17 protein-coding genes and 1 CRISPR repeat array (1 of these 18 only partly in view) are annotated in these 25,406 nt (G+C 34.5%); of the genes, 2 read left to right on the plus strand and 15 right to left on the minus strand.

The annotated features are described in order from the left end of the window. Nucleotides 1-8: 8 nt before the first annotated feature. From OEA66_RS01600 to OEA66_RS01660, 13 genes are all read right to left on the minus strand, one after another. The gene (locus OEA66_RS01600) at nucleotides 9-1,652 is read right to left on the minus strand and encodes an ABC1 kinase family protein (RefSeq protein ID WP_267279705.1); all 1,644 of its coding nucleotides are present in this window, start codon (nucleotides 1,650-1,652) and stop codon (nucleotides 9-11) included. An 82-nt stretch (nucleotides 1,653-1,734) separates the two neighbouring features. Continuing rightward, nucleotides 1,735-2,436 carry a hypothetical protein gene (locus OEA66_RS01605; protein WP_267279706.1) on the minus strand — a complete coding sequence of 234 codons (702 nt, stop codon included), beginning with the start codon at nucleotides 2,434-2,436 and terminating at the stop codon, nucleotides 1,735-1,737. A 66-nt stretch (nucleotides 2,437-2,502) separates the two neighbouring features. Then, nucleotides 2,503-3,339, minus strand: a complete 837-nt coding sequence (pheA, locus tag OEA66_RS01610) for a prephenate dehydratase (protein WP_267279707.1) — start codon at nucleotides 3,337-3,339, stop codon at nucleotides 2,503-2,505. Between the two features lie 122 nt (nucleotides 3,340-3,461). Further along, nucleotides 3,462-4,289, minus strand: coding sequence for a GLPGLI family protein (locus OEA66_RS01615; RefSeq protein WP_267279708.1), 828 nt, complete (start codon nucleotides 4,287-4,289; stop codon nucleotides 3,462-3,464). Nucleotides 4,290-4,370: 81 nt separating this feature from the next. Further along, nucleotides 4,371-5,900 carry a glutamine-hydrolyzing GMP synthase gene (guaA, locus tag OEA66_RS01620; RefSeq protein WP_267279709.1) on the minus strand — a complete coding sequence of 510 codons (1,530 nt, stop codon included), beginning with the start codon at nucleotides 5,898-5,900 and terminating at the stop codon, nucleotides 4,371-4,373. A 207-nt stretch (nucleotides 5,901-6,107) separates the two neighbouring features. Next, nucleotides 6,108-7,346, minus strand: coding sequence for a phosphoribosylamine--glycine ligase (purD, locus tag OEA66_RS01625; protein ID WP_267279710.1), 1,239 nt, complete (start codon nucleotides 7,344-7,346; stop codon nucleotides 6,108-6,110). An 85-nt stretch (nucleotides 7,347-7,431) separates the two neighbouring features. Beyond that, nucleotides 7,432-8,946 carry a bifunctional phosphoribosylaminoimidazolecarboxamide formyltransferase/IMP cyclohydrolase gene (gene purH / locus OEA66_RS01630; RefSeq protein ID WP_267279711.1) on the minus strand — a complete coding sequence of 505 codons (1,515 nt, stop codon included), beginning with the start codon at nucleotides 8,944-8,946 and terminating at the stop codon, nucleotides 7,432-7,434. 366 nt (nucleotides 8,947-9,312) lie between these two features. Beyond that, entirely contained in the window at nucleotides 9,313-9,876 is a 564-nt protein-coding gene (gene purN, locus OEA66_RS01635; protein ID WP_267279712.1) for a phosphoribosylglycinamide formyltransferase, read from the minus strand. A gap of 127 nt (nucleotides 9,877-10,003) precedes the next feature. Next, nucleotides 10,004-10,996: a phosphoribosylformylglycinamidine cyclo-ligase gene (gene purM / locus OEA66_RS01640; RefSeq protein WP_263001556.1), complete on the minus strand. Its 993-nt coding sequence runs from the start codon at nucleotides 10,994-10,996 to the stop codon at nucleotides 10,004-10,006. Between the two features lie 266 nt (nucleotides 10,997-11,262). Continuing rightward, nucleotides 11,263-11,814: an NADPH-dependent FMN reductase gene (locus OEA66_RS01645; protein ID WP_267279713.1), complete on the minus strand. Its 552-nt coding sequence runs from the start codon at nucleotides 11,812-11,814 to the stop codon at nucleotides 11,263-11,265. A gap of 198 nt (nucleotides 11,815-12,012) precedes the next feature. Continuing rightward, complete coding sequence (locus OEA66_RS01650; RefSeq protein WP_267279714.1) at nucleotides 12,013-12,741, minus strand: pirin family protein; 729 nt, start codon at nucleotides 12,739-12,741, stop codon at nucleotides 12,013-12,015. Between the two features lie 252 nt (nucleotides 12,742-12,993). After that, nucleotides 12,994-13,515: a nuclear transport factor 2 family protein gene (locus tag OEA66_RS01655; RefSeq protein WP_267279715.1), complete on the minus strand. Its 522-nt coding sequence runs from the start codon at nucleotides 13,513-13,515 to the stop codon at nucleotides 12,994-12,996. An 11-nt stretch (nucleotides 13,516-13,526) separates the two neighbouring features. Then, on the minus strand, nucleotides 13,527-15,680 hold the full coding sequence (locus OEA66_RS01660) for a glycoside hydrolase family 97 protein (protein WP_267279716.1): 2,154 nt from the start codon (nucleotides 15,678-15,680) through the stop codon (nucleotides 13,527-13,529). A 516-nt stretch (nucleotides 15,681-16,196) separates the two neighbouring features. Between OEA66_RS01660 and metG the strand changes: the two genes are divergently transcribed. After that, on the plus strand, nucleotides 16,197-18,233 hold the full coding sequence (metG, locus tag OEA66_RS01665; RefSeq protein ID WP_267279717.1) for a methionine--tRNA ligase: 2,037 nt from the start codon (nucleotides 16,197-16,199) through the stop codon (nucleotides 18,231-18,233). 64 nt (nucleotides 18,234-18,297) lie between these two features. Here metG and OEA66_RS01670 read toward each other — a convergent pair whose 3' ends face one another. Both OEA66_RS01670 and typA read right to left on the minus strand, forming a co-directional pair. Then, on the minus strand, nucleotides 18,298-19,902 hold the full coding sequence (locus OEA66_RS01670; protein ID WP_267279718.1) for a glycoside hydrolase family 10-like protein: 1,605 nt from the start codon (nucleotides 19,900-19,902) through the stop codon (nucleotides 18,298-18,300). A gap of 179 nt (nucleotides 19,903-20,081) precedes the next feature. Beyond that, nucleotides 20,082-21,890: a translational GTPase TypA gene (gene typA, locus OEA66_RS01675; protein ID WP_267265748.1), complete on the minus strand. Its 1,809-nt coding sequence runs from the start codon at nucleotides 21,888-21,890 to the stop codon at nucleotides 20,082-20,084. A 333-nt stretch (nucleotides 21,891-22,223) separates the two neighbouring features. Between typA and OEA66_RS01680 the strand changes: the two genes are divergently transcribed. After that, nucleotides 22,224-24,635: a hypothetical protein gene (locus OEA66_RS01680; protein WP_267279719.1), complete on the plus strand. Its 2,412-nt coding sequence runs from the start codon at nucleotides 22,224-22,226 to the stop codon at nucleotides 24,633-24,635. Between the two features lie 76 nt (nucleotides 24,636-24,711). After that, nucleotides 24,712-25,406: direct repeats of the CRISPR family, unit length 47 nt; unit sequence GTTGTGAATTGCTTTCATTTTTAAGTATCTTTGGGATACAACACAAC; it runs 6,668 nt beyond the window's last position.

Below are 25,406 nucleotides of genomic sequence, written 5' to 3' on the forward strand. Positions count from 1 at the left end.
ATATATTATTATTTTCTGGTAATTCTCAGCAGAAGAATAATCACCAATAAAATCGAAAACAAAAATCCTAAAACTGCAATCAAAGACATTTCTCCAATTCGTGGTCCCGATTCTGAAACAAAAACAATTGCTGTTGCAATAATATTTGCTCCCAAAATCATGGCTAAAATCAAATTAACAATACTCGATTTTATTAACTGGTTGGTCTTTTCAATATTTTTAATTTCGCTGGAAATCGTAAATTCATTATCGTCCAATTTTTGAAGAACAGATCTGAATTCTTTAGGAATTTCATCAATATTATCGGTAAAAGTCATCACTTTGTCCAAACCTTTTTTCATGAGATTTTGCGGACTGATTTTTTTAGTGAAGATTTTTTTAGTATATGGATGAAGACTTTTTACAATATCTAAATCCGGATTTATAGTTCTACCAACTCCCTCTATTAAGCCAATTCCTTTAAATAAAAGATAAAAATAGTCGGGCATATAGAGCTGATTATCTTTTAAGACATCCTTCATTTTATTCATAATAATATGCGGATCAATATCTTTCAAAGAAGTGCTGTGAACAAAATTTAAAACTTCATCTACATCATTTTCAAATCGTTTTTCGTCAGGTATATTATAACTGACCGCCATTTTTTTTAATGAACGGACGATTTTATGTGAATTTTTAGCAACGAAAGCAACAATTAATGTTTCTAAAATCTCTTTATCATTCGGCTGAATTTTTCCGACTGCGCCAAAATCAATAAAAACAACTTTACCATCTTTTTTAACCAAAATATTTCCCGCATGTGGATCGGCATGGAAAAAACCGTAATCTAAAATCTGAGAAACGAATAATTGCAAACCTCTTTCAGAAATCACGACCGGATCGATATTATTTTTTAGTAATTCGTTTTTGTCGGTCACTTTAATTCCGTCGATAAATTCCATGCACAAAACATTGTTATTGGAAAATTCATCATATACTTTCGGAACGTAAGTTTCTTTATTGTTTTTAAAATTGAGAGCAAACTGATTGATATTATTCCTTTCATTAACCAAAGAAACTTCTTCCAGCAAAGACTTTTCAAAAGTTGAAATCGCCTGTTTTAAATTTAATTTTGAACCGATTTCCGAATAGGTAGAAATTAATTTCACAATATCTTTCAGTAATAATAAATCGTCTTCAATAACCGATAAAACATCAGGTTTTTTAATTTTTAGAATAACTTCTTCGCCATTCAGTAAAATCGCTTTGTAAACTTGGGCAATTGAGGCTGTTGCCAAAGGTTTAGGATTAATTTCTAAGAAATGTTCAGTCGGAATAATATTAAATTCATTCTCAAGAATTTCTTCCACATTCATTTCAACAACTTCTACTCTATCCTGAAGCTTTTGAAGCTCCTGAATAAGCTCTGGCGGAAGCAAATCTTCACGATTGCTAAATGTTTGTCCGAGTTTTACAAAAGTAGGACCCAATTCTTCTAAAACAAGGCGAATACGTTCGTAAACTGTACCTTTTGAAATAATTTCGTCAGACTGTACAGCATTTTCTTCCGGTTTTTTGCCCATTCTGGCAATCATATCTTTAAATCCGTATTTACTTAAAACGGAAATCAGTTTTGCAGATCTTTTGAGTTTTCGCTGTTGCTTGTCGAACATAATTGAGGATAAATTGAATTGCAAAGTACGTTCAAAAAGTATTCCTACCAGAATAATTTATTTATGCAAGGGATAGTTAATTTTAAATCACTTTAAAAGTTGTCAACAACAAAATCAAAGTCTGCCATCCCAAAATAAGGTAGAAAAACAGCCGGCTTGGTTCTGAAATATCTTTCAATTTATCAATAATTTTATTCTTTACAATCTCAGTAAAGCTTACATTTTCGTCTCTGAAATCAATTTCATTAAGTTCAACCTTTTTAAAACCAAAAGCAATAATTTTTTTGAACCATTTATTCTCTTTGGAATCTCTGATCTCCTGCAAAACCTTAAGCTGAAGTTTGGTTTTATCAACTCCACTTTGCATTAATTGAGGCTGATTGACTTTTACTTTATTTAAAATTCTGTCAATAATCGGGAAAAGTATTTGTTCACCTTTATCAGCAACCAATCTGTTGATAGTACGAGTCATCACATATTTATTCCCTAATGTAAAAAGCAAAAATGGAGCTCCGAAAACAGTCAAAACAGTCAAACCGAAAGAGATAGGTCTTGCTAAAAACAGAACTAAAACGGCAGCTTGTCCGCTTGTATGAACGGGACCACCACCATTATTAAAAGTCTGAGCAATGATTAAAACGATTGTAATGATGCACAATACAACAATTGAAATTTGTCCAATAAGATTGATTTTCAAGAAACTTAATGTTGCCCGGCTGAGAAGTTTGGCAACGTATTTCAATTCATCAGTAACTGTGTTTTTTGATTTTAATTTATCTATCATTTGTGAAAATTTTAATGATGTAAATTAAAAAAAAATTAGCAATTATTGTGAACAAAACAAATCTTATTACTCAGAAAAAGCATATTCGTTATAATGTCCTAAAAATTTCACATTAGAACCTAAAGAAATAATTTCGTCAATGGCGTTTTGAGACAGAACATTATGCCACTCGCTGGCTACATTAATAAAGAAAAAGTAATTTCCCAAACCGGTTTTCAAAGTTCGGCTTTCAATTTTCGAGAGATTCATTTTTCGCCAAGCAAAAACTGAAAGTACCTGATGAAGACTTCCTGCCTGATCTTCGGGAAGTGTAATAATCAGAGACGTTTTTTCTGAAGTTTTTGGTAAATCGAGCTGCAAATTTTCCTTATTTTTTGAAATCACAATAAATTTGGTGTGATTCTGCTCAAAATCCTGAATATTTTCATGAATGATTTTCAAACCATACAGTTTTGCAGAATATCTATTCGCAATGGCCGCCCATTTTTCTTGTGGATTTTCAGAAACCAATTTTGCAGAAGCTGCGGTAGAACTGAAATCCTGCGAAAGAATTTCTTTAAAATTGTCATACCTAAAATGAAAAGTCTGCGCCAAAGCTTGTGGATGAGAAATGACTTTTTCAAAGGTTTCGTTATCAGGATGAATCATCAGATGATGAGCAATTGGCATTACTAATCCAGTTTCAATAAAAACTTCAAAATCATAGAGATAATCGAGTGTCATTGAAACTGTTCCTTCAATCGAATTTTCTAAGGGAACAACGGCTTTGTCAACTTCATTATTTTTCACCGCGTTGAAACAATCTAAAATACTCGACTGAGGAACCAATTCTTCATCCGGGAAAATCTGAGATGCTGCCAACTGGGTAAAACTGGCTTGCGGACCGAGGTAGGCTATTTTCATAGAGCAAATTTAGAAAATATTGAGGAAGCTATCCTACACATCACAGTACTTATTCGTCTTTAAAACTAAAAACAACCCCACAAAAAGGCAGGGTTGAATATTTTTTGATAGTTTTCAAATTTTTATTTTATCTTTAACTCTATCGGATTATTTGTTCTTTTCATAGCATTTTCAAGCTCTTTTTCAATATTTTTTGTGTTTTTATCAAGTTGAATTACATTTCCATCTTTCATGATAAAACCAATTGAATTATCTTGAACCAACATTTCGCCAATATTTGAATTTATATTTTTAGCACGGTCGTCAAATAATTGATTAAGCTGTTTGTGAGTGATTTCTTTCTCATCTTTATAATCATTACTTAATTTTAAATTTTTGATATTTTTAATTTCGGTAAGTTCAAAAGAATGATTTTTCTCTGTGTCTTCAATTTTCACGATCAAACCGGGAAGGTTATTAAATTTATACGGACCATCTTGTATGGTAATTTCAGGACTAAACCATGCAATCCATTTTCTACCATATAAATCTGTTGTTGCTTTTTGGCATTTTAAATTATTGATGGTTTTCGTTTCTTTTAAAATCTTCCAATTAATTGGTTTTGTTTCGGTTAATTTAAACTTCACTCCACTATCTTTGATGTGATAGGCAACAGAATTTTTAGAATAGTTTTTTGTGATGGTATAAATCAGATTAGGATTGTAATATGGTAAATTTGTTTTTATAGATTTATTACTTGCCATTTCTTGTCTTAAAGAATCAGAAGCATTTTTAAACGAACTGTAAAAAATCGAATTTTTCATATCGGAATCTAAATTCATATAATCTGTAAGTACGGAATCTTTTTTTGAAACATCAGGAACGAATTTGTATTCGTAAACAAATCTTTTCTGAGAATAAGTTTTAATAAATGCAAGAAAAACTAATAGTTCAACAATTTTATTTTTCATATAATCGTGATAAATACATCTTAGAAATATACAAAAAATCCCGCCAAAAGGCAGGATTTATATTTAAAATTCAAGGCAAAATTATTCCCACTCAATCGTTGCAGGTGGTTTGCTAGAAATATCGTAAGCTACTCTGTTGATTCCTCTTACTTCGTTGATGATTCTGCTGGAAACAGTATCTAAAAATTCGTAAGGAAGTCTGCTCCACGTTGCCGTCATAAAGTCGATGGTATTTGCAGAACGAACAACCGCAGTGTATTCGTAAGTTCTTTCATCACCCATTACTCCGACAGATTTTACAGGAAGTAATACTACAAAAGCCTGAGAAACTTTGTCATACAAATCATTTTTGTATAATTCTTCGATAAAAATATCATCAGCCTCTTGAAGGATTTTCACTTTTTCAGCATCTACAGCTCCTAAAATTCTGATTCCCAAACCTGGACCAGGGAAAGGATGTCTGTGTACCAAATGATGAGGAATTCCTAATTCTTCACCTACTTTTCTTACTTCGTCTTTGAAGAGTTCTCTTAATGGCTCAAGTAATTCAAATTCCATTTCTTCGGGAAGCCCGCCCACGTTGTGGTGAGATTTGATTACTGCTGAAGGTCCGTTTACCGACTGACTTTCGATTACATCAGGATAAATGGTTCCTTGAGCTAAGAATTTAGCACCTTCAATTTTATGAGATTCTTCGTCAAAAACATGAATAAATTCGTTTCCGATGATTTTTCTTTTGGCTTCAGGATCATCAACGCCTGCTAATTTTGAAAGGAATCTTTCTTTAGCATCCACCAATTTGATGTTCATATTAAAACTTTCACCGTAATTTTTCATCACTTTTACGTCTTCATCTTTTCTGAGAAGTCCGGTGTCTACAAAGATACAATGAAGCTGATCTCCGATTGCCTTGTGAATCAAAACTGCAGCAACAGAAGAATCTACTCCTCCTGAAAGACCAAGAATTACCTTATTATCTCCTACTCTTTCTTTGATTTCTTCAACTGTTTTGTCGATGTAGTTGGTCAGTTTCCAGTTTTTTTCTGAATTACAGATGGCGAACACAAAATTTTCAAGCATTTTTCCACCTTCTTCAGTGTGAGAAACTTCCGGGTGGAACTGTACGCAGTAGATTTTTTTGTCTTCATTTGAAATAGAAGCGATTACCCCTGATTTTGCGTTTAATTCAAAACCTGCAGGCAATTGTCCTACCTCGTCGAAGTGACTCATCCAAACGATAGAATTGTCGGTTACTCCTTTTAATAAAGAAGATTCTTTAACGATTTCTAAATGTGCTTTTCCATACTCGCCTTTTACACCTTTGTGTACTTTTCCGCCTAAAAGGTGTGCGGTTAGCTGCATTCCGTAGCAGATTCCCAAAACCGGAATTCCCTGTTCGTACAATTCTTTTTCAACTAAATGTGCATTTTCTGCGTTTACAGAACTCGGCCCACCAGAAAGGATAATTCCTTTTGGCTGTTTTTCTAAAATTGTTTCTAAAGGTGTATTGAATGGTAAAATTTCGGAGTACACCCCCATTTCACGGATTCTTCTTCCGATAAGCTGGTTGTATTGTGATCCGAAATCTAATATGATAATACCGTTGTTCATTTTATAATTGATAAATGATGATTGATAACTGATTTTGCGAAAATATCTGAAACCATAGCCCCGATTGCAGCGACATCCTTTTTTATTATTGCGGTTGCTGAGAATTTCAACATTTTGACTTAATTTCTTCGCAATAATAAAAAAGATACAGCGGAAAGCGGGAAATAGCTTCTAATAAAAAAAGCCCCGAAAAATCAGGGCATTATATTAAAACTTTCCGATGTCTTCTCTGTAGAAGCCGTAATCGAAATGTACATGACTTGCGTCTTCGTAAACTTTCTTGCGAGCGTCTTCATAAGTAGCTCCTGTTGCCACAATATTTAAAACTCTACCGCCATTGGAAACCACTTTATCTGCTTTTCTGATTGCTCCAGCGTATAAAAGCTGACTGTGTCTCACTTTTTCTTCACCAGTGATTTCAAAACCTACCTCCATATTTCTCGGGTAACCGCCAGAACACATTACAAGACAAACTGCTTTTTCATCTTTAAATTTAAGCTCGATTTCTTTACCGTTCATACAGTCGTTGATTACATCCAAAAGATTGTTTTCCATCAATGCCATCAAAACCTGAGTTTCAGGATCACCGAATCTCATGTTGTATTCTAATAAGTAAGTTCCGTTTTTAGTAATCATCAATCCGAAGAAAATCATTCCTTTGAAAGTGAAACCTTCAGCTTTAAGACCTTTTACAGTTGGATTTAAGATATTATTTTCAAAATCAACATAATGTACTTCCGTGAATTCCGGACTTGGAGCTACAGAACCCATTCCTCCTGTATTTGGACCTGTATCGCCGTTTCCTACTTTTTTGTAATCTTTAGCTGCAATACATGGGAATATTTTTTCACCATTTGAGAATGCAATAATTGATGCTTCAAAACCTTCTAGATACTCCTCAATAACCAAACGAATTCCTGCATCACCATAGATTCTTCTGATCATGAAATCGTGAATCGTAGCTTCTGCTTCTTCCAAAGTTTCGCAAATTACAACTCCTTTTCCACCTGCAAGTCCGCTTGCTTTTACAACTAGAGGGTATTGCTGATTTTGAACGTATTCTTTGGCTTCAGGATAAGAATCAAATACTACAGCTTTTGCAGTTTTGATATCATAAGTCTGCATAAATTTCTTAGAGAAAGCTTTACTTCCTTCAAGACTTGCCACTTTTTGATTCGGACCGAAAACTTTAAGATCGTGTTTCTTAAATTCGTCTTTTAAACCTGCAACAAGTGGAGCTTCAGGACCTACAATCGTAAGATCTATTTTCTCCTTAATTGCAAAATCTCTAAGTTCCTTAATCTCTGATAAATGAACATTTTTTCCTATTGCATCGGTAGTTGCGTTTCCGTTAGCGAAAAACATATGACTCACTCTAGAGTCTTTCTGAAGTTTTGCTGCTAATGCAGATTCTCTTCCACCTTCACCTATGATTAATATTCTCATACTTTATTTATTATCTAGTCTAATTTACAAATATATAATTTTGAATGCTATAAATACAATCTCAAATTACTATTTTAATTCAATTTTAATGAAAGAAATGTCTTACACCTGTGAACATCATTGGAATTTTGTGCTCGTTGGCAGCATCAATACTTTCCTGATCTTTCACGCTTCCACCAGGCTGAATAATCGCCGTAATGCCTTCCTGAGCGCAAAAATCTACCACATCACGGAAAGGGAAAAATGCATCAGAAGCTAAAACTAATTCTCCTGTGAATTTCTCTTTTGCTCTTTCAATAGCTTGTTGAGTTGCCCAGATTCTGTTCACCTGTCCGCCTCCGATTCCGAAAGCCTGAATTCCGTTTGAAACAACGATTGCATTTGATTTTACGTATTTTACCACTCTCTGAGAGAATAATAAAGCTTTTTTCTGCTCTTCCGTTGGTTGAGTTTCAGTAACTACTTTAATGTCATCTGAGAAAATACTGTCGTTATCCTGAACCAAGATTCCACCATCCACTTTTACCCAGGTCTGCTTATCTGAAACCGGGTTGACGATTTTTATTATTCTTAAATTTTTCTTTTTTCTTAAAATTTCCAGAGCATCTTCATCGAAATTAGGAGCCATTACGATTTCGAGGAAAGTTTTGTTTAATTCTTCAGCTGTTGCAGCATCAATTTTAAAGTTGGCAGCTACGATTCCACCAAAGATTGAAACCGGATCACACTCGAAAGTCTTTTTATAAGTTTCCAAAGCTGTAGTTCCGATCGCCACTCCACAAGGTGTAGAATGTTTTACGGCACAACATGCCATTTCTTCTTTAAATTCTGTCACCACTTTCCAGCAAAGATCCATATCACGAAGGTTGTTGAATGACAATTCTTTACCTCCCAGCTGTTCGAAATCTTTCATCGCACCGTTTTCAAAAGTTGAAACATAGTATGCTGCAGTCTGGTGTGGATTTTCTCCGTATCTTAAGTCTGAAACTTTCTTATATGAAGCGCTTAAATAAGTCGGGTAATCTTCTTCTAAAAGCATTCTTGAGATCGCCGCATCGTAAGCTGAAGTAAGGTTGAATACTTTTCCGGCTAATCTTTTACGGGTTTCGATAACAGTGTCACCGTTTTGCTCCATTTCGGATTTTACTTTTTCGTAATCTTCAACGTCAGTAATAACAGTTACAGAATCGAAATTTTTTGCAGCAGAACGGAGCATTGAAGGACCTCCGATGTCGATAAATTCTACTTTTTCGTGTAATGAAATGTCTTTGTTTACATTTTCAAAAAACGGATACAAATTCACAATCACCATGTCGATCAAACCGATATTGTGCTCCTGAACGGTTTTCATGTGTTCTTCGTTTGAACGGACAGCCAATAATCCACCGTGAACTTTCGGGTGTAAAGTTTTCACTCTTCCGTCTAACATTTCAGGAAAATCGGTTACCTCATCGATTTGAATCGGATTTAAACCAGCGTCTTTCAAATGTTTGAATGTACCTCCGGTAGAGATCAATTCATAATTTTGAGATTCTAAAAACTGTGCGAATTCAGTTAATCCGCTTTTGTCAGAAACACTGATCAAAACTCTCTTGCTCATAGATTTTTCATTTTTTTCGAAGTCGAAACCGCAGTTTCAATTGCGGTTTTTCCTTCATTTTACTTTTTCACCCACCAAATCACAGGATTTTACCCTATCTTTTGGTAAGCCGTCCCGTTGGGACTTTTCAACTTTACTTTTTACAGTTATTTCAAACTGTAGACCGGTTCTTTCACCTCCGGTCTTACTTTTACTTAGATTATTTTGAAATAATTTTTGTTGATCTAAGTGTGTCTTTTTTTATCTTGAAATGCTTCGACAGGCTCAGCATGACATCTCTAGTACTAACTGTTTACATTATGTTTGTCATGCTGAAAGCATCTCAATTATGCTTAGATTCCTACGGAATGACAAATTCGGTGGCTGCTAGTTGCCTAATACTTTGTTTATAGCTACAGGGAAAATTTCATATTCAATTTTATGAACTTTTTCTGCTAACGTTTCGGGAGTGTCGTTTTCTGTGACTTCGAATGATTTCTGGAGGATTGCTTCTCCTTCGTCAATTCCTACGGTTACAAAATGAACGGTTGCTCCGCTTTCTTTTTCTTTAGCTTCGATCACCGCATTATGAACATGATGCCCCCACATTCCTTTTCCGCCATATTTTGGAAGTAAGGCCGGGTGAATGTTGATGATTTTTCCTGCCCAGTTTTCCACGAACTCAGGTTTGAGGATGGATAAAAATCCTGCCAATACGATTAAATCTGTATTTTCCGGGACGATTTCACCTAATTCGCTGCTGAAATTTTTCCCTCTCGGGATCAGTGCGGTTTCTATGTTGTGGTTTTTTGCTCTTTCGAGTCCGTAACATTCTCTGTCTGCAACAACTAAAGATACTTCTGCATTCTGGATTTCTCCGCTGCCGATGGTATCGATAATTCTCTGAAGATTGGTTCCGGAACCTGAAACTAAAATGACAATATTTTTCATTAAAAACTATTATTGCTAAAAATACATTCTTCCCTAGCCCCGATGGAAACGGCATCCTTTTTTGGGGCGGACGGAACGAAGTGTAGACCGTCCCAAAAAAGATACAGTGGACAGCGGGAAATAGCTCCTAAAATTTCAAATCGATTTTTTCAGCACCTTCCGTGATTTCTCCGATCTCGTAAGCGTCATCTAAAAGGTGAAGCACTTTTTCAGCGTGATCAGGATCTACGACAACAATCATTCCGACACCCATGTTGAAGGTTCCGAACATTTCTTCGCGGGCGATGTTTCCTCTTTTTTCAAGTTCTAACATTACCGTTGGAATCTGAATTTTTGAAGCATCGATTGTAGCGCATAATCCGTCACCAATGATTCTTGGAATGTTTTCGTACAAACCGCCTCCTGTGATGTGGGCAATTCCTGAAACTTCTACCTCCTCAATCACCTTGTGAATGTCTTTATAATATAATCTTGTAGGAACCAAAAGTGTTTCGTACAAAGGTTTTCCTTCAAATTCTTCTTCGAAATTCGGGAAAATCTTTCTTACCAGTGAGAATCCGTTTGAGTGAAATCCTGAACTTGGTAAAGCAATGATCTTATCTCCAGTTTTGATCTTTGATCCGTCAATAATCTGGTCTTTCTCTACGATACCAACGCAAAATCCTGCTACATCGTAATCTCCCGGCTGATACATCCCAGGCATTTCGGCAGTTTCACCACCAATCAATGCGCAGTTGTTGTCTTTACAAGCTTTTACCATTCCCAAAACGATTTCTGCAGCGATTTCAGAATCCAGTTTTCCGCAAGCTAAATAATCAAGGAAGAATAATGGTTTTGCACCGTGACAAAGAATGTCATTAGCACACATTGCGAAACAGTCTACACCGATAGAATCATATCTTTTTGAGTCTAAAGCAACTTTCAATTTCGTTCCTACTCCATCAGTTCCTGAAACCAAAACCGGGTTTTTGTACCCTCCGATTTCGTAAAAAGCACCGAAGCTTCCCAAATGGTTCAATACATTGGAATTGTGAGTTTCGCCCACCGCTTTTTTGATCTTATCAACGGTTTTGTAACCTTCTTCTTTGTCTACTCCTGCAGATTTGTAAGTGTTGCTCATATTTTTAATGTAACAGTGTATCAATTTAACAATCTAACAAATGAATCGTTTATGCTAAAGTGGGACGTATTAATTTTTATTATATTAATTCAAATTTCGAAAACAAAAAAGCCGACAATCTTGGTAGATTATCGGCCGTTATATTATCTCAGAATTTCAGAGTCCACAACATTCCCTTTTTTGGAGAAACATTCTTTGAAAGTGGTCTGAATTTTCATTACTTTTTCTTTTTGCAAAGATATTAATTTTAAGTTAATATTCAAATGCTATTTTTCTAAGATTGTTTCAACTGCAGAAATCTTACTTACTTTCTCACGTAACTCACTGTCTTTTTCTTCATTAGAAATTTTTTGAGATTCTTTGTCGAAATTATCGTTAAAGAAAGGCAACGTAAAAGTATCAACGATATTTCCGCCGTGTAAAGGGAAACGCTTTTCAGCAGCCTCCAAAACGCCTAAACCACCTCTTCCACCCGGAGCCGTTGCCATCAGCAACATTGGTTTTTCGTTCCATACTGCTCTCTGTTTTATTCTCGATGTCCAGTCGAAAACGTTTTTGAAGGCTGTCGAATAGGTTCCGTTGTGCTCAGAAAGTGAAACCAAAAGCAGATCTGCGCTGTCAATTTTTGAAGCAAGATCAAGCGCCTGCTGTGGAACTCCGCTTTCTACTTCTCTCTGGTGTTTATAGATTGGCATTTCAAAATCGTTCATGTCTACAATTTCGATTTCTGCGCTTTCGAATAAAGTGGTAGTGTAGGTTACGAGTTGTCTGTTGATTGATGTGTCGGAATTGCTTCCTGCGATGGCTAGGATTTTCATTTATTAAAATTATATTATTGAAGGTTTGTGTGATATTTATTGAACCACTGCGTGGTTCGTTGATTTTTGGTTATTTTTTTCCATGGGTTTCACCCATGGCTATTCACATTTAACCACTTCGTGGTTTGATTGCTTTGAAAATTACATTAGAATATTTATTATCAAAAGCTTTAAATTTTGATGGTGCAAAAATACTTTTTATTTTAAATATGCCGGTAAATCCATAGGAACTTCCATCAGAAGAATTTCTGTGTCTTCTACCGCTTCAATGTTGAAACTTTGAGTGTCCCAGATTCCCAAACCGTCTTTTTCGTTTAAGATTCTGTCGCCTACTTTTGCGCTGCCTTTTAAAACAAATGCATAAACACCGTTTCCTTTTTTATTGATGGTGTAGTTTTTACCGTTCCCTTTGGTGAAATTGGCTAAATTAAACCAGGCATCCTGATGAATCCAAACGCCGTCGTCGTTTTTGTTCGGAGATAAAATCTGCTGGAAACCATTGATTTTTTCTCCGTCTTTAATGCTTTTCTGGTCGTATCTCGGTTCTACATTTTCTTCTCTTGGGAAAACCCAGATCTGCAAAAATTTCACAGCTTCATCTTTATTCTGATTGTATTCGCTGTGCATCACACCTGTTCCGGCGCTCATTACCTGAATTTCACCTTTTCTGATTACCGCAGTTGTTCCCATGGAATCTTTATGCTCCAGGTTTCCTTCCAAAGGAATTGAAATGATTTCCATGTTTTTGTGAGGGTGCGTTCCAAAACCCATTCCCTGAGAAACGGTGTCGTCATTTAAAACTCTCAACACTCCGAAGTTTGATCTTTCTCTATTCTGATAGCTTGCAAAACTGAAAGTATGGTAAGAATTTAACCAACCGTGGTCTGCGTGACCTCTGGAATCTGCTTTGTGATATACTGTTTTCATAATTTATATGTAATTAGTAATGATTAATAAGTAATGATGATGTTTAAATTTATCGAAGCAAAATTCGTTAAAAATTTATCTGGGAATGTTGATGTAAGGTAAGAAGTGACTGTAAGTGAAATGGGAATTTTCTTCGACTTGAATTTCTTTTAGATTTAATTAAAGTTTTCGCTATGGTTCTTATGTTAATAAATGAGAAAGCGGACTAAAGTCCGCTCCTATTGATGATTTTACTAAATTTTTGATGTTATTTTATTTTTTAGAAGACTTTAATTCCTGTAACAAAACATCTTCTAAAGTAGATTTTTCTGAAACCACTTTATCAACAACATCATTTGGAATCGTCATCGAGAGAACGTATTGTTTTACTTTCCAACTTCCGTTTATTTTTTCTAAAACTCCTGAGCCACGGCAGATTTTCATTTGAGTATCTAATAATTCATCAAACCAAGCCAGCTTTCCGTCTTTACTGAAATAGATATTTCTTTTCAAGGAAGTAAAATTCCAGGTCTTTTTTCTGTCGAAATGTGGTTTTGCCCAAACTTTAAATTCTTGTTTGTTCCAAACTTCAGTTGCATCCGTTCCGATAAATGTAGATTCATCTGCGAAGAAACTGAAATATTTTTCATATTCTGCTTTTGCTGCTGCTACATTAAAATCATCAAGCATTTTTGAAATTGACATTTTTTCTTTTTCAAATTTTGCCTGAGCTGATAATGTGGTAAAACCGAATACATAAAGTATTAATGTAAAAATTATTGTCGTTTTTTTCATATATATATATATTATTTCACAGGGTTAATTGAAACTGCAAAACCTCCACTTCGAACCATTTTAAAATTGATTTTTGATTTGCTTGTAATCTGTTTTTTGTAGATGTTATAACTCTGAGGATTGTCGATATAATCTGCATCTTTTCCATCTTCATAAATGGTAGCTTCGTACTTTTTTCCTTTATCTAAAAATGAAAAATCTACGGTATATTCCCTTTTGTTTTCATCTGTAATTCCACCTACGAACCAGTTTTCGGTTCCTTTCGCTTTTCTTGCCGTGATTACATAATCTCCCGGTTCTGCTGAAAGGATTTTCGTATCATCCCAATCTGCCGCTACATCTTTGATGAATTGAAATGCACCCATGTGTTTTTTGTAGTTTTCAGGTAGATCTGCAGCCATCTGCAAAGGCATGTACATTGTTACATACAACGCCAACTGTTTCGCCAAAGTGGTTTTCACAAAACGTTGATCTCCAGGGAAATAATAATCTAATTTGGTTTGGAAAATTCCAGGTGTATAATCCATCGAACCGCCCATCCATCTTGTAAAAGGAAGAATTGTTTGATGATCAGGATTGTTTCCTGCAAACGCTTCGTATTCTGTCCCTCTTGCTGCTTCTGCTGAAATATAATTCGGATAAGTTCTACTTTCTCCTCCCGGACGAACCGATTCATGAGAATTGACCATGATTTTGTAGTCATTGGCTTTTTCTACGATTCTATAATAATGATTGATCGTCCACTGCGAATAATGATGCTCTCCTCTCGGAATAATATCGCCCACATAACCTGTTTTCACAGAAGTATAGCCATATTTATTCATCATTTGAAAAGCCTGATCTGCCCATCTTTCATAATTGGTTGCCGAACCTGAAGTTTCATGATGCATGATTAGTTTCAAGCCTTTAGATTGAGCATATTCATTTAACATTTTAATATCAAAATCTGGATAAGGCGTCAGAAAATCAAAAACAAATTCTTTGGAATTACCGAACCAGTCTTCCCAACCGACATTCCAGCCTTCAATTAAAAGTCCCTGAAATCCATTTTCTGCAGCAAAATCGATATATTCTTTAACTTTTGTATTATTGGCTCCATGTTTTCCGTTGGGTGTTAATTTAGAAAAATCGGTTACTCCAAGATGCACATTATCTGCTGTAGAATAAGCCCACTGCGATTTTCCAATAATCATTTCCCACCAAACTCCCATATATTTTGTGGGTTTTATATAAGACGTATCGGTATATTTTGTAGGTTCATTCAGGTTAAACAACATTTTAGAATCCATCAGCTCTTCTGCTTTTGGCGAAACAATAATCGTTCTCCAAGGCGTCACAGAAGGCGTCTGAATATACCCTTTTGCGCCTTGTCTGTCTGCAGTAAGATGAGTTTTAAATTTAAAATTCTGAGCATCAACCTCAAGATGGGAAGCCGCATAATTAAGAACTGCCGCTTCTGCAATATTGATGTACAAAGGTTCTTTTCCGTTTTTCTTCAGCATTAACGGCGACTGAACTGCATTTCTAATTAATTTCTGTGACGCATTAGAATCAAAAGCTTTATCCCATTTTTGTGGAATTTCAGAGATATTGGTTTCCTGATATTTGTATTCCTGAGAATCGTAATCGGCAACCATCCACCAGGCTTTCATGTCTGTAGGAAAATCAAATTCTGTATCTTCTTCTCTGATGACAAAATAATTCAAATTTTTCTGCTGCGGAAATTCATATCTGAAGCCAAGACCATCATTAAACAATCGAAATTTAACGATAATACTTCGGTCGGTCGAATTTTGATTTAGCGTAACCGCCAATTCATTGTAATGATTGATATAATTTTTCTTTTCTCCTAAAACCGGTTGCCAGGTTTCGTTTTTTGAATCTCTTTTCTCAGAAGTTTTTATGAAATCATTATTCAAATCAAATTTCGCATCTTCAGTTTTTGCAATTTCTGAAGCAAATGTCACCGAAGTATCTTTAAAAAGCCTTAATCCTAATCTGGAATCTTCAACAACAACAGCCCCATTATATTTTAAATTGTAAAAAGGAACTCCATTTTTTAGCTGGAAATTCATTTCAAATTTTCCATCCGGAGATTTCAACGACTGCGCATTTGCACCCGCAAACATCATGGTAAGTAAAACTGCGCCAATTGTAATTTTCATCTTATTGAATTTTATAAAGTTTAAAAATAAAAAATTAGCATCAACAATTGACATAATTTCAAATAAAGATTCTTTTTAAATCGAATTTGCTCGATAGTTTTTTATTAAATGATATTTTTTCACCGCAAAAGAATCAAGAGATTTTATGAGTAAATAAGTTATTCAAAAGCTAGCAAAACAAATTATAAATGAAAATTTTACATTTTGAAAACTTTTGAATTTCTCTTTTTCAATCATTTCTTTTGATTCTTTTGCGGTTAAAAAGACATTTTAAGTTTTTTGCGATGTACTAAACTATAGTTTATTTAATTTTTTTTGCTTTGCGCTTGATAGCTATCGTAAGGCTAAATAAAGTCTTTTTCTAAAAAAAAATTATGCACTTCGTTTAATAAAGAAATACAAAAAGTCTAGTTATCAATAAAGCTTATCAAAAATATATTACATACATTATACTAAGCTAATTCGGGAATTTTGGCATATTATCTTTATCTTTGCAGACTTAAAACTATACTATAAATGTCAAACAGAAAGATGATTACGGCGGCTTTGCCATATGCAAACGGACCGGTTCATATTGGGCATTTGGCGGGAGTTTATATTCCTGCAGATGTTTACGCAAGATTTCAGAGAAGATCGGGAAAAGATGTCGCTTTTATCTGTGGATCAGATGAGCACGGAATTCCTATCACTATAAGAGCTAAAAAAGAAGGAGTTACACCACAGGATATCGTCGACAAATATCACGAAATTATTAAAAAATCTTTTTCAGATTTAGGGATTTCATTTGATGAATATTCAAGAACGACATCGGCTAATCACCGAGAAACAAGTCAGGATTTCTTTAAAGTGCTTTACGAAAAAGAAAAGTTCACAGAAGAAATGTCTGAGCAGTATTTTGACGAACAGGCAAATGAATTCTTAGCTGACCGTTATATTGTTGGAACTTGTCCGAACTGCGGCAACGAAAACGCTTACGGAGATCAGTGCGAAAGATGTGGTTCTACCCTTTCTCCTTCGGAATTGATCAATCCAAAATCAATGTTGAGTGGAAACGTTCCTATTAAAAAAGAGACTAAAAACTGGTATTTACCCTTAAATGAATATGAGGATTTCTTAAACGAATGGATTATTGAAGGTCACAAAGATGACTGGAAACCCAATGTTTACGGACAGGTAAAATCTTGGTTAACAGACGGTTTAAAACCTCGTGCGATGACCAGGGATCTGAACTGGGGTGTTCCTGTACCTCTTCCAAATGCAGAAGGAAAAGTGTTGTATGTTTGGTTTGATGCACCAATTGGATATATTTCTTTCACCAAAGAATGGGCAGCGAAAAACGGAAAAGACTGGAAAGATTATTGGCAAAGCGAAGAGTCTGATTTGGTACATTTTATCGGAAAAGATAATATTGTGTTTCACTGTATTATTTTCCCTGCGATGATGAAGGCTCACGGAGATTTCATTATGCCGAAAAATGTTCCTGCTTTCGAATTTTTAAATCTTGAAAACGATAAAATTTCAACTTCAAGAAACTGGGCAGTTTGGGCACACGAATATGTGGAAGAATTCCCGGGACAGCAGGATGTTTTGCGTTACGCATTGCTTTCTTCGGCTCCTGAAACAAAGGATAACAACTTTACGTGGAAGGATTTCCAGACAAAAAACAATTCTGAGTTAGTGGGAATTTTCGGAAACTTTATCAACAGAGTTGCGGTTTTAATTCATAAATATTATAATGGAATTATTCCTGCAGGAAATGAAAATGCTGATGAACTCAACGAAATTACAAAGGCAGCAACAGAAGTTGAAACCTTTTTAGAAAACTACGAATTCAGAAATGCTTTGACTTCAATGATGAATTTGGCAAGATTCGGAAATCAATATTTACAAATTGAAGAACCTTGGAAAACCATTAAAGACAATCCTGAGAAGGCGGCAAATTCACTTTTCATCGCTGCACAAATTGCAGTTGGTTTAGCACAAATTTGTGAACCGTTTTTACCTTTTAGTGCAGAAAAATTACAGAAGATGTTTAATGTTTCACAATTAAATTGGAGCGACATTAAAAATGAAAAAATCTTAATTAAAACTGGACATCAGATCAACGAATCGTCTCTTCTTTTCTCAAAAATTGAAGATGATGTGATTGATTTTCAAATCCAGAAATTAGAAAACACAAAACAAAGCAACAAAAAAACAAACCCTAACGCCAACCCCATGAAAGACGAAATACAGTTTGATGATTTTACAAAAATCGACTTGAGAACAGCAACGATTATTGAAGCTGAAAAAGTAGAAAAAGCAGATAAATTATTAAAACTGACTGTTGACACAGGTGTTGATGTGAGAACTGTAGTTTCAGGGATTGCAGAAAGCTTTACCGCAGAAGAAGTAATCGGAAAACAGGTGATGATTTTATTAAATCTCGCTCCGAGAAAAATCAGAGGAATAGAATCTCAGGGAATGTTGTTGTTGACGACAAAAGCCGACGGAAAATTATCTTTTGTGACGCCGGACGACAGCAATGTTGAGAACGGTATTGAGATTGGGTAATTCTCAATTTCACATAAATAAAAAGACGCAAAATTTGCGTCTTTTTTTGTTCTTGAATATTCTTTTATTTAATTTTTTTCGCCATATAATCACTTTCATTTCCTAAACGATCTATTGCTTTGATCGCAACTGCATTTAACGTTTTTCCGTCTTTAAACTTAGGAATTTCTTTTGAAAGCGTTTCCAAAGTTAGAATTTCTGTGTTCCAAATTCCATCATATTGTGTAAAAAGTACCCATTGAAATACATTTCCGATTTTCTTCGAACTCCAACTTGTTTGTAAAAAACTTCCGTTATCATTGGTAAATAAACTTGGTTTTTCTAAAGGAATCGTTTTAATCCAAGGACTTTTCGGTGTTAAAGCTTTTTCTTTATAAGGTCCGTTTTTCAAAGTGGGAAGCATATTTGAATTTTTTGTTAACCCAGCAATACTCCAATGAACTTCTCCGGCATCATTCGTCAAAATCTGTCTTGATAATTCAACCTGATTTTTAATTTCAGTTGGTCTGTCGGAAGTTTTTATTTCAACAGTATTTAAACCTGGCCAAAGATGACGATTCATTGTATTTTCAGATTTCCACCAGTTTAATAATGAGGCAAAAGGTTGCCCTTTCGATTCAATCGGCCAATATAACTGAGGGGAAAAATAATCTACCCAACCTTTATTTAACCATAATTTAGCATCAGCAAATAATTCGTCATATTGCGAAGAGCCAACGACTCCTTCAGGATAACCAGGTTTCCAGATTCCAAACGGACTGATTCCGAATTTAACATGGTTCTTTTCAGCATGAATTTCCTTATAAATTCTTTCAACAAATTTATTCACATTATCTCTTCTCCAATCGGCTCTTGATAATGTTCCGCCCGAGCTTTGATATGCCGCCCAACTTTTATGGTCTGGAAAATCTGCACCTCGATTGTATGTTGCATAAGGATAAAAATAGTCATCAAAATGAACTGCATCAATATCATATCGTTTCACAATATCTTTCACAACATTCGAAACATGTCCTTGAGTTCGCGGATCTGCAGGATCAAACCAATACATCCCGTTTTTTAATTTAATCGTAATATCCGACAGTTTACTTGCCATCGACTGATTGGTAACCGCTCCACCATTTGAATGATGCGCTCTGTAAGGATTTAACCAAACATGAAGCTCCAAGCCTCTCTTGTGAGATTCTTCAATCCAAAATTGCAATGGGTCATAATTCGGATAAGGTGGTTCACCTGTTTTTCCTGTTAAAAAATATGACCAAGGTTCCAATTCACTCGTATACAAAGCATCAGCAGAAGGACGTACCTGGAAAATAACCGCATTAAAATTATTTTCCTGAAGCATATTTAACATATTAATTGCTTCCGTTTTCTGTTGTTCTACAGAAAGATTATTTCTCGAAGGCCAATTGATATTGGCAACACTCGCAATCCAAACTCCACGGAATTCACGGTTGATTGCAGGAAGATTTACTTTAAAATCTTCGCCAAGAGGAATCGCTGAAATTGGCGGAACATTTTTAGAATCTGGATCTTTGGCAATATTCTTTGACGTTTTCGTTGTTTTTACAGGTTTAGCTTTCGATGTATTTTCTCTCACCGCACACGAAGTACTGAATGATGCGAACAAACCTAATATACAGACTAATTTTATTTTAGTGATTTTCATATTTAATTCCAGGAAAAGGATTTCTGAATTGTTATAAGACAAAACTAATAATATAAAGATAATATTAAAAGTCTTATACTGTAAAATTTAGTTAAAACAAAAAAGATTAAGAAATGATGATTACTTTCATAAAAAAAGCCCCGAAAATCGAGGCCTTAGATATATGTAAGAATTTTAGATTAAGCTTTTGCTCCTCTTTCGATTCTTTTTCTTTCTTCTTCAGAAAGCACTTTCTTTCTCATACGGATGAAGTTTGGAGTGACCTCGATTGCTTCGTCAGCCTGGATATATTCCATACACTCTTCAAGAGAGAACAAGATCTTTGGTGCAACACCTGTATCTTTATCTTTACCTGAAGCTCTCATGTTGTTCAATTGCTTCGCTTCAACAATGTTTACAACTAAGTCACCTGGTTTGTTTTGCTCACCGATAACCATACCTGCATAAATCTCCTCGCCCGGATCAACATAGAACTTACCTCTGTCCTGAAGTTTAGCAATAGAATATTCTGTAGCTGGACCTTGAGTTTTAGAGATTAATACCCCATTACTTCTTCCAGGAATAGCTCCTTTGAAAGGCTTGTATTCTGTGAAACGGTGTGCCATAATAGCTTCACCTGCAGTAGCCGTTAACATCTGAGAACGCAATCCGATCAAACCTCTTGAAGGAATTTCGAATTCCATGTGCTGCATTTCACCTTTAGTTTCCATAATGTGAAGATCACCTTTTCTTTGGGTTGCCAAGTCGATTACTCTAGAAGCAAATTCGTCTGGTACATCAACAACCAAAGATTCGTAAGGCTCTAATTTTTGTCCGTTTTCATCTTCTCTCAAGATAACCTGCGGCTGTCCGATAGTCATTTCGTAACCTTCTCTTCTCATTGTTTCAATTAAAACTGACAAGTGAAGAATACCTCTACCGAATACTAAGAAAGTATTTGCATCATCAGTCTGTTGAACTCTTAATGCTAAGTTTTTCTCTAATTCTTTTGTTAATCTTTCTTTCAGGTGGTTTGAAGTAACATATTTACCGTCTTTACCGAAGAAAGGTGAATTGTTAATTGAGAACGTCATATTCAACGTTGGCTCATCAATTGAAGTTCTTGGCAATGGCTCTGGATTTTCGATATCTACGAAAGAATCTCCAATTTGGAAAGCATCAAAACCTACTACCGCACAGATATCTCCAGCTAATACTTCGGTTACTTTTTTCTTTCCAAGACCTTCAAAAACGTATAATTCTTTAATTTTTCCTTTTACTATTTTTCCGTCTGCTTGTGCTAAACCAATCCATTGGCTTTCTTTAAGACTTCCACGGATTACTTTACCAATTGCAATTCTTCCTAAGAAAGAAGAGAAATCAAGAGAAACGATCTGCATCTGAAGATTACCTTCTTCAACTTTCGGCTCAGGAACATATTGTAAAATACCATCCAATAACGGGAAGATATCTTCTGTTTGCTCTAATGAAGTGTTGAACCAACCTTGCTTAGAAGAACCGTAGAATGTAGGGAAATCCAATTGCTCTTCAGTAGCATCAAGTGCAAAGAACAAATCGAACACTTTGTCATGAACTTCTTCAGGACGACAGTTTGGTTTGTCTACTTTATTAATAACAACTAAAGGTCTAAGACCTAATTCTAAAGCTTTCTGCAATACGAATCTTGTCTGAGGCATTGGTCCTTCAAATGCATCTACCAACAAGATAACACCGTCTGCCATTTTCAAAACACGCTCTACTTCACCACCGAAATCGGCGTGACCAGGAGTGTCGATTACGTTAATTTTAACGTCTTTATAGTTAACAGAAATATTCTTAGATAAAATGGTGATACCTCTTTCTCTTTCAAGATCGTTATTATCCATTATTAATTCTCCACTTTCCTGATTTTCTCTGAAAATGTTTGTAGCATGAATAATCTTATCAACCAAGGTAGTTTTACCGTGGTCAACGTGTGCGATAATCGCAATATTTCTAATGTTTTGCATGAATGATTTTTACGGGTGCGAAATTAGTGATTTTTAATCAATTAATCATCATCAATATTTATTAATTAACAAATTCATAATGAGAAGTTTACTTTAAAGTCGTTAATATTTAGATATAAACCATTAATTTAAATCCTATTATCATACTATTTTCAAGACTAAATAGAATTTTATCATTATTAAAATTTAAATAATTAAAAGGAAATTTTATGAAAATGAACATTTTGTTTATAATTTTTAAATCGATGTCATCGTTAAATCATAAAAACTCACAATTATTTTATCAGGTAATCAGTTTTTTATTAATTTGCATATACTAAATGTAGTACGGCAATGAAAAGAATCATTACTTTCTGTTTTTTGTTGGCTCTTAATAGCCAATTTTCTTCACAACAATCAGCTGACAAAGCGCTTCAGACTTTAAACGACAATTATTCACAAGAACATATTTATATTTTAACCGATAAAGATTTATATCTTTCTGGTGAAACAGTTTGGTTTAATGCGATGATTTTCAGAAATTTTACGACTTCTGATTTATCAACAAATTTTTTCATTGAAATATATGACAGAAATAAAAAACAGGTTTTAAGAAGAAGATTTCCTGTTTTTAATGGTCTTGCACAAGGCAGTATTCAGCTTCCTGAAGATTTGAATGAAGATATTTATTTTTTTCGTGCTTATACTCCTATGATGAGTAATCTGAGTGAGGATTTTCAGTATTTAAAACAAATTCCGGTTTACAATCCTTCTTCAGCAAAAAAATTGGTGGCAGACAAAACATCTTCATGGTCAGCAACATTACATCCTGAAGGAAATTCTTTTATCCAAAATATTCCAAGTAAAATTGCGGTAAGACTTCATTCTAAAGGAACTCCACCATCACAATGGGAAGGTTATATTGTTGAAAAAAGTAATCCTGAAAAGAAAATTTCAACCTTCAAAGGATTAGACGGAAATGTGGGAGTTTTTATAATGACTCCACAAAAAGATAGAGTTTACGAAGCTGTCATTACAGACAATAACGGCATTAAAAACACAGCTGCACTTCCAAAAGTTTCTGAAACAGGAATCAGTCTGCAAGTGATTAGTGAAAAAGATAATATTAGATATAAAATTCAAAATATTGGTGGAAATCTTCCTTATTATAATGTCGTTGCCAATATCGGAGAACAGATAGTTTATAAGGCTAAAATAAATCAGCTTAAAGATGCATTTCAGTCAATCCCAACCAACCAACTCATTAATAGCGTTTTGCAGATTACTGTTTTTGATGATAAAGAAAATGTTTTGACAAGCAGAATGTGTTTTGTGATGCCTCAAAATCTGAATATTTCTGTTCCGGAAGTAAAATCTGAAACTTTAAGCACTGAAAAAAGAGGTTTCAATTCATTTGATGTAAAGTCTAAAGGTGTTCCAAACCTTTCGGTCGCAGTATTTGATCCTGAAGACAAAAAATCATTACAAGATGAAAACTTTTTAAGTTCTCTATGGCTTACAAGTGTTATTAAGTCTAAAATTGACCGTCCTGCACAATATTTTAGTGATAAAAGAAATACAGAAGCTCTTGATGCTTTATTGATTTCCGAACAGTGGAAAATGTTTGACTGGAAAGAAATTATTTCAGGAAAATATCCAACAATTATTAATAATCCTTCAAAATACATTTCTTACAAAGGAAAACTTACAGTTAACGCAAAACCGGCACCTCAGCAAGACCTCATCATGTTTGTAGAAGGTGATAAATCTGGAAATCAGGTTTTTCAGGTAGAAACTGACAGTAACGGAGAATTCTTTTTTGATAATATGATTTTTGAAAAACCTATTAAAATCACGTATCAGTTAAATGGAGCCAATGCCTCTCTTAAAAGCAGAACCAATGTTTATGTAAGTCCTACAAATACTTTTATTCCATTAAAAAAAGAACTGCCTTCTATTGAAAATTTCAGTCTTGTTGATAGAAAATCTTCTCCTGAAACTCCACAATCATCAGAAATTACACGAACGATTGAAGCGAGAAAATATAAAAAGGAGTACAACGAAAAAGTTACTTTGATTGAAGAAGTTAAGATTAAAGCAAAAAAGAAAAATCTTACTGAAGATCTTAATAATAAACTAAGCAGTTCTCTTTATAGAAGTATGAATGAAATTGTTTTTGATTTGGTGAATGATAATCAGTCAGCCGCAAGTTCTCAAAATATACTTCAATGGCTTCAAGGTCGTGCAGCCGGATTAACTATTAATTATGAAAACGGAGTTCCAACTCCGTATATACGTCAGACAAAAGCAAATGTTTATTTGGATGAAATGCTAACTGATGCAAGTGCGCTCAGTGGATTATCGGCTGATAATATTGCCATGGTAAAAATCATCAAAGATGGCGCCATTGGTATGAGTGGCGGTGGTAGTGGTGGTGTACTTATTTACACTAAACGAGGTGATACTCAACCTACCTCTAAAGGAAATTCTTTATCAAATATGACCGATATTAACTTTTTTGTAATGGAAGGTTATAACGAGTCTGAAAAATTTCCTGATTCAGATTATGGAAATTCTGATTTATCTAAAATCGGTTATGATTATCGCTCAGTTTTATATTGGAATCCCCTTGTAGAAGAAAATGAAGCTAGTCCTGCCAAAATTGATTTTTACAACAATGATACGGCAAAGAAGTTCAGATTTATTATTATCGGATCTGATAATGAAAAGTATATGCCTGTGTATTATGATAAGATTGTTCCTTAAATTTTGATTTAAATATTATTAATAAGTGGAAAATATTTTAGAATATTTTCCACTTACTTTTTTGATCATTACTATTTTTATAAATTGCTTTCATTTTTAAGTATCTTTGGGATACAACACAACGGTTTCTTCTTCGTACGAAACAATAATGTTGTTGTGAATTGCTTTCATTTTTAAGTATCTTTGGGATACAACACAACGGGTTCTTCATCGAACGAAACAATAATGTAGTTGAGAATTGCTATCATTTTTAAGTATCTTTGGGATACAGCACAACGCCAACATCAATAAAGGTTTCTCGTACCCAGTTGTGAATTGCTTTCATTTTTAAGTATCTTTGGGATACAACACAACGCCAACATCAATAAAGGTTTCTCGTACCCAGTTGTGAATTGCTTTCATTTTTAAGTATCTTTGGGATACAACACAACCAATTTCTGCACGACACTGGTTGATAATCTGTTGTGAATTGCTTTCAATTTTAAGTAGCTGTGGGATACAACACCACTTGAGAGATTTTTTCAAAATCTCGTGTTTTGTTGTGAATTGCTTTCAATTTTAAGTAGCTGTGGGATACAACACCACTTGAGAGATTTTTTCAAAATCTCGTGTTTTGTTGTGAATTGCTTTCATTTTTAAGTATCTTTGGGATACAACACAACAGAGTTTTTTCCAACTCTTTTACTCTATCTGTTGTGAATTGCTTTCATTTTTAAGTATCTTTGGGATACAACACAACTTGAGAGATTTTTTCAAAATCTCCTGTTTTGT

Source organism: Chryseobacterium luquanense, assembly GCF_026460945.1.
Taxonomy (GTDB): Bacteria; Bacteroidota; Bacteroidia; order Flavobacteriales; family Weeksellaceae; genus Chryseobacterium; species Chryseobacterium luquanense.